The sequence below is a fragment of the Oleiphilus sp. HI0086 genome (assembly GCF_001635225.1).
Genome location: NZ_LWFZ01000002.1, coordinates 1 through 8,826 on the forward strand (window position 1 = coordinate 1; position 8,826 = coordinate 8,826).

Sequence of the window (8,826 nt, forward strand, 5' to 3'; positions counted from 1 at the left end):
GATTGAAGACGATATTTACGGAGAGCTGTCATACAGTGATGCTAGGCCAAAAGCTGTTAAATCTTATGATAAGGATGGCCGAATTCTGCTGTGCTCTTCAGTTTCGAAGGTGCTTGACCCTCAGCTATGTGTCGGCTGGGTGATGCCAGGGCGATATCGGGAAAAAATTGAGTACCAACGTTTTTTAAGCAACTCCAGTCACTTTGCTTTACCCCAACTGGCGGTTGCCGATATTTTGTCTAGAGGGCGCTTTGACCGTCACTTGAGGCATGCTCGTGAAGTTTACAGCCAGAGGCGCGATAGGTTGCTAGATTTAATTGCGCTACACTTTCCCAAAGAAACACGCATCACTAAGCCGCAAGGAGGTTTTGTTGCATGGATACAGTTGCCTGATGGTGTAGATAGCACAGAGTTCTACCATTTGGCTAAGGCCGAGGGCGTCATTGTTGCGCCAGGAGAAATCTTTTCAACCGATTCGAGTAAGTACCATAACTATATTCGGTTAAGTTATGCACATGAATGGACCAGAGAGCGAGAGCAAGCTGTTGTGATTTTGGGGAATATACTAAAAGCTGAACTAAGCAGATTCACATAACACTTGCTCAGCTTTTAAGTGGAGAGCTTAACGTTTTTTAGGTGTCCAGGCCCAAACCATTTCCATAAGAATGGGTTCTTTGCCTTCAGCGTCTGTCACACTGACTTTTACAGTGGTTTCACCTTTTTCGAGTTTTTGGATATCAGCAATTTGCTTTTTGCTTAGCGTTGCAACGGCTTTCATGTCGCCCTTGGCGCGTTTTACATAGTCAGCTTTGATTGTTTTGATCACAGGGACAGCGCTATCAGGTACGTTCATACCAATCAAATATCCGGTAGCAGACTCTGCGATCAGAATACTGGCGACAGCATGCACTGAACCAATATGATTTTGCACACTCTTTTTATTTTTTAGTGTAATCACTGCTCGTTCGCAGCTGAGCTCTTCAATTGTAATTCCAGCAGTGCCGGTAAACTTCACCATCTTTCCAAAAAAAGTAGACAGCGCTGTTGAGCGAAGGAAAGATGGCAAGGAATTAATGTTACTGACAATTTTATTTAGCTTATTTTTCTTGGCCAAGATGTGGTCTCCAAAAATTAGTGAAAACAGAAAATTAGATCTTATTGATAAAGTAGATACTTATCAAAACTGTGAGATTATACACATAAATGGAAAAGTGGTTTTACCTATAGAGCTACCGATCTGTATTTAAGCGAGTTATAATCGCGCCAAATTAACAGGAGTAAGTTATGAGCGATTTAAAGCAACAATTTGAAGATACCGTAAACTTTGTTCAAAACTCGGAAGGTGACGTTCAGCTTTCAAACGAGCAGAAGTTGCAGATGTATGCTTTGTATAAGCAAGCAACTGAAGGTGACGTTTCAGGTAAAAAGCCAGGTATGATGGACTTCGTTGCACGTGCAAAATATGTTGCATGGGAAGAGTTGAAAGGAACGACTTCTGATGCGGCAATGCAAAAATACATTAATGAAGTTGAAACATTAAAGGCGTAAATTACAGCGTCTCTAACCAGTCTGTGTCTCAGGCTGGTTAATAGCAGTGTCCACGATAAAAAAGATAATAATTATAAGAGATCAACACAAGGAAAGTGAAGAAGCATATAGGTCTCTATAAGCAGTAAAAGGAATCAATATGAGTACAGCAGTTGCATTGGACGAATGTCAACCGGGGTTGTCAGTAGACTTGGCTGAAGCGGTAAAGCACCAACATTTGAGTGCCAGAACCATTCATACTTACCAGCACTGGATTACGCAGTATTTAGCTTATTATGATTTGCGGAGCCCGCGTTATTTAAGTGAATCTAATGTGAAAGAGTTTTTACGCTATTTGGTAAAAAATATGTCTCTTTCCCGCGCGCGCTTGAATCAAGCTCGAGAAGCACTATTATTCTTATATGAAAAGGTTTTAAAGAAGCCTTTGAAAAGGACGGAGATAGTTCCCAAGGATAGTTAATTTTCATTATCAGGCGGAGGAAGCAATGTTTAGATTCATCTACGCTTTTTTCGCCTTTTTAGTATCTAGTGTCTCATTATCCTTGCATGCCAAGGACCCTTCCACAGTACAATCAGATGCTCCTCAGCCATTTGAGATTGGCATTAGCATGTCAATTCCTCCTTGGGTGATTAAAGAAACTGACTCAGGCATCGAGTTAGATATATTGCGAGCGAGCCTCGATCCTGAGCGTTATGATATACGTCCGGTTTATGTGCCATTTGAGCGAGCATATAAGTTGTTTGATGATGCGCAGTTAGATGCCGTGATGAATGCAAAGGCCAATGTTGTTAAGAGTGGTTATTTGTCCCAAGCCGTGGTGACATTTCAAAACTACGCAATAAGTCTGGCATCCAAGAACTACCCTGAAGATATATCTATGTCTTTTCTTCAAGATAAAACGGTTGTAGGTTTTCAAAAAGCGAAAGACTTTCTGGGTAAAGAATATGCTGTGATGGCACGCACAAACCGGCATTATCAAGAAGTTCCAAAACAAGATTTTCAGATAAATCTACTCTTTATCAGAGAGCTTGATTTTATCGTGATGGATAAGAGTATTTTTGGATATTATTGGTATAAGGCAAATCAGGGAGATCGCTACTCTCGCTTGGCAAAGCAGCGCTTTAGTCAAAAGGTCAGATTTCACCCCTTATTTAAACCAAGTCATTACCCGTTTTTATTCCGAGATAAGCTGGTCAGAGATGACTTTGATCGTGGTTTGTCAGAAATTAAATCAAGTGGTCGCTATCAAGAAATCCTGGATAAATACGACCACTTAAGTAATTTGTATCAGCACTGATGTAAACGAAGAAAGCAGAAAGCAGAAAGCTTATGAGGCGATGACCACCTCGCCTTGCTCAAACTTCAGGTAGAAGCAACTTCTACGATGAGTGTGACAAGCTGCTTCATCTTGTGTGACCAGGGCTAGTAGTACATCACCGTCGCAATCCGTTCTCATCGATACCAGGCTTTGCCAGTGGCCAGAGCTTTCTCCTTTGCGCCATAAAGACTTTCGCGAACGGGACCAATAGCACATCTTGGAGGTTTCGAGAGTTTCTTTTAATGACTCGCGATTCATCCAGGCAAACATTAGCACCTCTCTCGTCTCATGGTCCTGGGCTATTACGGGTATTAAACCCTCTTCAGAGAAGTTTAGTTCGTTTAATACTTTATCTAAGGGATAGGAGGTGCCTTCAGCATCGTTTTCGATCGATTTAAACCAGGACTTCATATTTAAATTACCTATATTTACGAGTTATGCGCTGAGATGTTTGGGTTTGGCAAGTCGAGATAAAAGGCTACCATTAAGTCCTAATGAAAACGACAAGACGTAGAGCATACCAAGTGTCAGTATGATCGCCGGCCCGGTTGGCCAGCCAGCATGGTATGACAAGAGTAAGCCGATATAACAACAGAGAATTGCAAAACAAGAGGACGCCAAAAGCATCATATCGAGGCTCTTGACCCAATACCTTGCAGAGGCTGCAGGCAAAATCATCATACCCACAGACATTAAGGTACCAAGGGCGTTAAAGCCGGCAACAAGGTTTAGAACAACTAGCACCAGGAAGGCAAAGTGAGCAATTGGACTTAGTCGACTGACTGATTGCAGGAAAAGCCTGTCCATACACTCAAGAACCAACGGTCTGAACAGCAGAGCAAGTGTAATTAAGGTAATTGTAGAAACCCCGGCAAGCAAATATAAAGCTTCGTTGTTCAAAGCCAGCGCGGAACCGAAAAGTACGTGTAGTAAATCAACCTGACTACCGTTAATTGAAATAATCAGGACGCCTGCTGCCAGAGAAATAAGATAAAAGGCAGCCATGCTGGCATCTTCAGCGACATCGGTCATACGAGAGACGAAACCGGAAAATAGCGCAACAAGGCAGCCTGCGATAATCCCGCCGATGGTCATTGCCTGAATAGATAAGCCGGCCAGAAAAAAGCCTGCCGCTGCACCGGGCAATATTGCGTGTGCCATGGCGTCGCCAGTTAAACTCATGCGTCTTAACATCAGAAAAACGCCAATAGGCGCTGCGCTAATCGCAATCGCAAGGCAGCCAACGATAGCGCGTTGCATAAATGAGAAGTCTAAAATTGGCGCAATAAAAAGATCGAACATCTGTTAGTGAGCCCCGCAATACACGGCGTTTTCATCAAAGGCTTCGTTGAGTTGTCGTGCTCGTTGCCAGTTTTGCTCAGTCAATACGCCGGCAGTTGGCCCAAAAGCGATGGGCTCTCGCGATAACAAAAGGCAATGTGGGAAGTGAGACTTTACTTGCTCAAGGTCATGGAGTACTGCAACAATCGTTTTACCCTGTTCATGCCAGTGTTGAATCAAGTGTAGTAGGTCATGTGTTGTTCGGCTGTCTACGCCGGTAAAAGGCTCATCTAATAATATTAGGTTGGCTTCTTGAACGAGCAAGCGTGCGAACAAAACGCGCTGCATTTGCCCTCCTGAAAGAGATCCGATCAAGCGTTTTTCAAACCCTGATAAACCCAGTTGCTGCAGCGCTTGTGCGACTTGCTTTTTATGCTTGCTACGTAATCGCCCGAAAGCACCCATATGTTTCCAGGCGCCAAGAGCGACCATTTCCTGAACTGTAATAGGGAAGCTTCTATCGACCATGTTTTGTTGAGGAAGATAAGCAATATCATCTTTCTCGACGGGTCCAAATTGAATATCACCTTCTAAGGGAGCAAGTTGCCCCATAATACCTTTAAGCAGTGTCGATTTACCTGCACCGTTAGGCCCAACAAGGGCAACAAGCATGCCTTTATCAATGCTGGCAGAAAGGTGGTGAACAGCGGGGTGCGCTTCGTAGCCGAGCGTTAGATTTCGGAAAGATAAAATCATTATCTACCTGGTGACACTGTAGACACAATAAATTAGTACTGCACTTAGCGAGGCCGCGAGGGCAAGGCGTTGAACAAGGCCAATTTCCAGTAAGCTTCGACGTGACATAATCAGCCTGTTATTAAAGTAGAACACAATCCGTGAATCCTATGTGATAGCATGCTAAATTGCAATCTGGCTGGCCTTGAAGCGTTAAATTATTGGGGCTGAGCGCGACGATTATTCCCAAATAACAATTACAAAACGTATCTGTCATTATGGAAGTGAACTCATACTTCGAGCTACTCAAGTTGGCAAGCATTCCCTTAATTGCGGGAATTGTTGGATTCATCACCAACTGGTTAGCCATTAAGCTTACTTTTTATCCGATCAAATTCTGGGGCATTCGGCCCATTTTTGGCTGGCAGGGAATTATTCCCTCAAAGGCTAGGAAGATGGCGGAAATCAGTGTTGATTCAACCTTGTCCAGAATTGGCTCAGTCTCTGATATTGTTGAGCAAATGAGCCCTGCTCTAATTGGCGAGCATATTCTCGAGTCACTTGCTCCTCGCACTGAAGAACTAGTTGATGAAATTATGCTTAAGCGCCATCGAACGCTTTGGCAAAATCTACCAAGACCCGTTAAAGAGCTGGTTTATGAGAGGGTAAAGAGTCAACTGCCGAGAATTATGCAGAATCTTGTCGAGGATATCGGGCCAAAGATAGAGTCATTGTTTGATCTTAAGCTGATGGTTATCGAGAAGCTGGAAGATGATAAAACGCTGCTGAATAAAATCTTTCTCGAATGCGGGGCTCAGGAGTTTCGCTTTATTATAAAAAGCGGCCTCTGGTTTGGCTTTTTGTTTGGGCTTCCCCAGTTAATACTTTGGTACTTCTTACCCTACCCGTGGATCTTGCCAGTATGCGGATTTTTGGTGGGGTGGGCGACTAACTGGGTGGCGTTGAATATGATTTTCCGGCCTGTTAAGCCCTTTAAGTTTTTAGGCCTGACAATACACGGTTTATTTTTAAAGCGGCAAGACTCTGTATCAGAGTCTTTTTGTAAAATCATTACTGAAGAAATCCTGACAGTTGATCAAATCGCCCAAGCCATGCTGAAAGGGCCGGAAGCAAAGCGTACAAGGGCTATTATTCAAAGACATTTTGAAAACATGGTAGATGATACGGTTGGTTTGATTAAGCCTTTTACTCAAGCCGCTATGGGGCCGAAAGGCTTTGCTGAACTCAAAGAAGATGCCGGATTGAAGGCAGTAGATTTGTCAAAAACTACGCTGCGTGACCCTTTGTTTAACCAGGAGAGGGCCAAGGTTGTACAGGATATCATGGCGCAACGAATGAAGGAGCTCCCTTCTGAAGAATTTCAGGATCTACTAAGGCCTTGTTTTCAGGAAGATGAGATAAAACTGATCATTATCGGTGGTATTCTTGGTGCCATGGCTGGCTTGGCTCAGCTTGCTTATATATTTGGTCAGAGTCTTTAAGTGACTATTTCCTCTGTTTCGGTAAAATAGCCGTCAAGTATTACCTAATCCAAGTTTTTTATAGTTTACGCAGTTAATGAATTATTCTTCGCTACAGTCTCTTTTTTACCAACTCAAGAACAATCGGGCTTTTGAGCTCTTTGTTATTTTTATCATTATTATTTCCGCCTTGGAAATTGGCGCAAAAACCTACGATTTGCCTGTGCAGGCCATAGCATTCACCAAAATGCTGGATCTGTTTATCACCCTGTTCTTTCTGGTTGAAATCGTTATTCGTTTTGTTGCTGAGCCAAATAAGCGGCACTTCTTTAAAAGCGGTTGGAACGTATTTGATACGCTGGTGGTGGTAATAAGTCTGATACCAATTGACGACTCTGAAATGGCATTGTTGGCTCGTTTGGTCAGAGTGTTCAGAGTTTTGAGGATGATATCGGTGATTCCTGAGTTGCGCATCTTGATTAACTCTTTAATCAAGGCCTTGCCACAGCTGGGCTATGTCATGCTTTTGATGTTTATCATCTTTTATATCTATGCTGCTGTCGGAAGCTTTTTATTCCAAACAATTAATCCTGACTTATGGGGAAATATTGCTATTTCCATGCTGACCTTGTTTAGGGTGATGACCTTTGAAGATTGGACTGATGTTCAATATGAAACGATGGAGGTGTACCCCTTCAGCTGGATATACTACTTATCGTTTATCTTTTTTACAGCCTTTGCATTTCTCAATATGGTAATTGGTATTGTCGTTAATGTGATGGAAGAAGAGCATGCTAAAGCGCGGCAAGAAAGTAAAAAGGATGAGCCAACTATTAGTGACCTTCAAGCTGAAATCTTAAGCATGAAACAGATGATTGTGGATCTTAAGAAAAACTAGAATAGCTGTGAATTTAGAACTAGACTTAATGACTATCGGTCACCTAGCTGGCTGATTGAATTAATTCGTAATTGAAGTTTGTGAGAGTGTAATGTCGGAAGGAAGTGAAGGCTTAAGTCGAAAGCAGGTTGAGTTTGCTAAGAGGGAGCAGGAAATTCTCAAAGCGGCGATCAGTTTGTTTGAGAACCCACATTGGGAAACTGTGACCGTTGAGCAGATTTCCAAAAAAGCAGAGATAGGCAAAGGGACCGTTTATAAGCATTTTACCTGTAAAGAAGAGATTTACGCTCAGATTTCAATCTCGTTTTTGCGTCGTATGCTGGCCTCTTACGAAGCGCTACCACCACATTCAGAAGCAATAGATATCATTCGTGAAATTATTCGCGCTTCCTTTGCGCAATTTCTTGATAATCCGGCTGAAGCGCGGGTTTCGTTTTATTGTAAGCGTGTCGACTTTAGAGAACGCCTCACCCCGGAATTACGGGCCGAGTTTGACCAATTAGACGATTTATTTGCCTCCTACATTGGCTCAATACTGGAGCCAGGTATTAAGAGTGGGATGTTTCCTGATATGCCCATTGAGCACTTAATGATGGGCTTAGAAGCGACCTTTGATGGCGCGATTAGTACAATTTGGAATGGCGGTTTGCATTGCCAAGAAGATACAGATTTAGAGACTTATATCAATATTATTAGTGAGTATATGGTGGCGGGCTTAGTTGGTCTGGTAAAAGCTTAGCGACTGAATTGACGTAGAGGGGAAAATAGAATGGGTATCGCAATCCGTGCGATACCCTAGAATAGGCGCTTCCTTTACTGTTCCATCAGTTAATTGTATCCATTGAACATCCGTGAACAAATCCTTGTTTTGCCACTGTCCTTAGTTATTCAGCCGCTCCTGCAGCACAATTGTCCCTTGCCTTATCGTTCCTTGATCTACAACTGCCCTGTGTAGTTATCTGAATCCTTCAGATTGGCTCCTGCCTTCCCTAACAAGTCCGTTTGATGTTGCTTCCGTTTGATGAGTATATTACGGAAACCACATGTAGGAAAAAATAGGATAAAACCTAAAGCCATGTAGGAGATATCCTACATGGCTCTGCTGAGGACAGACAAGAATTTGGCCAGGATGTAGCCGGTCTAAACTAATTCGAACTGAATTTGTTTACGAGACCAGTCGATTTGCTTGAGTTTTACTTGTACTGCTTGGTCGAGTTGGAAGGACTGCTCTTTGTTGGTGATGCAAAGCAGGTCTTGGTTAAAGCTATACTTCCCTTCCATCTCCTTGGTTGAGACAAATCCTTCAATACCTGTTTCTGCTAGACGAACTTGAAAACCAGAAGAAAAGACACGATGAATCGTAGCATTTAAGGTTTGTTTGTTCTTAGCTAAATACTGGCACTTCAGCCATTGCTCAACATCATAGACGGCACTTTTGGCTTTACTCGAATTCTCACTTAATGCTTCTATTTGAGCTTCGTTAATGTAGCTTTCATTGTTGGCTGCAATCGCATCGAGTTGGCGGTGTACTAAAAAGTCACTGGCTTTTCTAAGGGGGGAGGTG

Annotated in this window: 12 protein-coding genes; 7 read left to right on the forward strand and 5 right to left on the reverse strand. The window is 42.8% G+C overall.

Going from position 1 to position 8,826, the window contains the following annotated elements; all coding sequences use genetic code 11:
* On the forward strand, positions 1-595 hold a 595-nt coding region (locus tag A3756_RS00090), incomplete at its 5' end, for a PLP-dependent aminotransferase family protein (protein ID WP_197481062.1).
* A 27-nt stretch (positions 596-622) separates the two neighbouring features.
* On the opposite strand, the gene A3756_RS00095 is transcribed toward A3756_RS00090, so the two are convergent.
* Positions 623-1,114, reverse strand: coding sequence for a DUF4442 domain-containing protein (locus tag A3756_RS00095; RefSeq protein WP_068508730.1), 492 nt, complete (start codon positions 1,112-1,114; stop codon positions 623-625).
* A gap of 170 nt (positions 1,115-1,284) precedes the next feature.
* Here A3756_RS00095 and A3756_RS00100 point away from each other — a divergent pair, with 170 nt between their 5' ends.
* From A3756_RS00100 to A3756_RS00110, 3 genes are all read left to right on the forward strand, one after another.
* Positions 1,285-1,548, forward strand: coding sequence for an acyl-CoA-binding protein (locus tag A3756_RS00100; protein WP_068508728.1), 264 nt, complete (start codon positions 1,285-1,287; stop codon positions 1,546-1,548).
* A gap of 139 nt (positions 1,549-1,687) precedes the next feature.
* Positions 1,688-2,008: a site-specific integrase gene (locus A3756_RS00105; RefSeq protein WP_068508725.1), complete on the forward strand. Its 321-nt coding sequence runs from the start codon at positions 1,688-1,690 to the stop codon at positions 2,006-2,008.
* Positions 2,009-2,033: 25 nt separating this feature from the next.
* Entirely contained in the window at positions 2,034-2,846 is an 813-nt protein-coding gene (locus A3756_RS00110; protein WP_068508723.1) for an ABC transporter substrate-binding protein, read from the forward strand.
* A 30-nt stretch (positions 2,847-2,876) separates the two neighbouring features.
* On the opposite strand, the gene hisI is transcribed toward A3756_RS00110, so the two are convergent.
* The 3 genes from hisI to aztA are packed head-to-tail and all read right to left on the reverse strand — an operon-like array spanning position 2,877 to position 4,904.
* Positions 2,877-3,278, reverse strand: coding sequence for a phosphoribosyl-AMP cyclohydrolase (gene hisI, locus A3756_RS00115; RefSeq protein ID WP_068508721.1), 402 nt, complete (start codon positions 3,276-3,278; stop codon positions 2,877-2,879).
* A gap of 24 nt (positions 3,279-3,302) precedes the next feature.
* Positions 3,303-4,169: a metal ABC transporter permease gene (locus A3756_RS00120; RefSeq protein ID WP_068508719.1), complete on the reverse strand. Its 867-nt coding sequence runs from the start codon at positions 4,167-4,169 to the stop codon at positions 3,303-3,305.
* A gap of 3 nt (positions 4,170-4,172) precedes the next feature.
* A complete protein-coding gene (aztA, locus tag A3756_RS00125) occupies positions 4,173-4,904 on the reverse strand; it encodes a zinc ABC transporter ATP-binding protein AztA (protein WP_068552545.1) in 732 nt (243 codons plus the stop codon).
* A 257-nt stretch (positions 4,905-5,161) separates the two neighbouring features.
* Here aztA and A3756_RS00130 point away from each other — a divergent pair, with 257 nt between their 5' ends.
* The 3 genes from A3756_RS00130 to A3756_RS00140 all read left to right on the forward strand — a co-directional run bounded on the left by A3756_RS00130 (position 5,162) and on the right by A3756_RS00140 (position 8,001).
* Positions 5,162-6,385 (forward strand): DUF445 domain-containing protein, encoded by a 1,224-nt coding sequence (locus tag A3756_RS00130; RefSeq protein ID WP_156490115.1) that lies wholly within the window; start codon positions 5,162-5,164, stop codon positions 6,383-6,385.
* Positions 6,386-6,461: 76 nt separating this feature from the next.
* Positions 6,462-7,262, forward strand: coding sequence for an ion transporter (locus A3756_RS00135; protein WP_068508713.1), 801 nt, complete (start codon positions 6,462-6,464; stop codon positions 7,260-7,262).
* Between the two features lie 91 nt (positions 7,263-7,353).
* Positions 7,354-8,001, forward strand: coding sequence for a TetR/AcrR family transcriptional regulator (locus A3756_RS00140; RefSeq protein ID WP_068508712.1), 648 nt, complete (start codon positions 7,354-7,356; stop codon positions 7,999-8,001).
* Positions 8,002-8,402: 401 nt separating this feature from the next.
* Here A3756_RS00140 and A3756_RS00145 read toward each other — a convergent pair.
* Positions 8,403-8,826 (reverse strand): S1 RNA-binding domain-containing protein (locus A3756_RS00145; RefSeq protein WP_156490116.1); only part of this gene is annotated, 424 nt, incomplete at its 5' end.

Coding starts and splice junctions, on each gene's coding strand:
- A3756_RS00140 (WP_068508712.1), top strand. CDS start 7,354: ATGTCGGAAGGAAGTGAAGGCTTAAGTCGAAAGCAGGTTGAGTTTGCT.
- A3756_RS00120 (WP_068508719.1), bottom strand. CDS start 4,169: ATGTTCGATCTTTTTATTGCGCCAATTTTAGACTTCTCATTTATGCAA.
- A3756_RS00135 (WP_068508713.1), top strand. CDS start 6,462: ATGAATTATTCTTCGCTACAGTCTCTTTTTTACCAACTCAAGAACAAT.
- A3756_RS00130 (WP_156490115.1), top strand. CDS start 5,162: ATGGAAGTGAACTCATACTTCGAGCTACTCAAGTTGGCAAGCATTCCC.
- A3756_RS00105 (WP_068508725.1), top strand. CDS start 1,688: ATGAGTACAGCAGTTGCATTGGACGAATGTCAACCGGGGTTGTCAGTA.
- aztA (WP_068552545.1), bottom strand. CDS start 4,904: ATGATTTTATCTTTCCGAAATCTAACGCTCGGCTACGAAGCGCACCCC.
- hisI (WP_068508721.1), bottom strand. CDS start 3,278: ATGAAGTCCTGGTTTAAATCGATCGAAAACGATGCTGAAGGCACCTCC.
- A3756_RS00100 (WP_068508728.1), top strand. CDS start 1,285: ATGAGCGATTTAAAGCAACAATTTGAAGATACCGTAAACTTTGTTCAA.
- A3756_RS00110 (WP_068508723.1), top strand. CDS start 2,034: ATGTTTAGATTCATCTACGCTTTTTTCGCCTTTTTAGTATCTAGTGTC.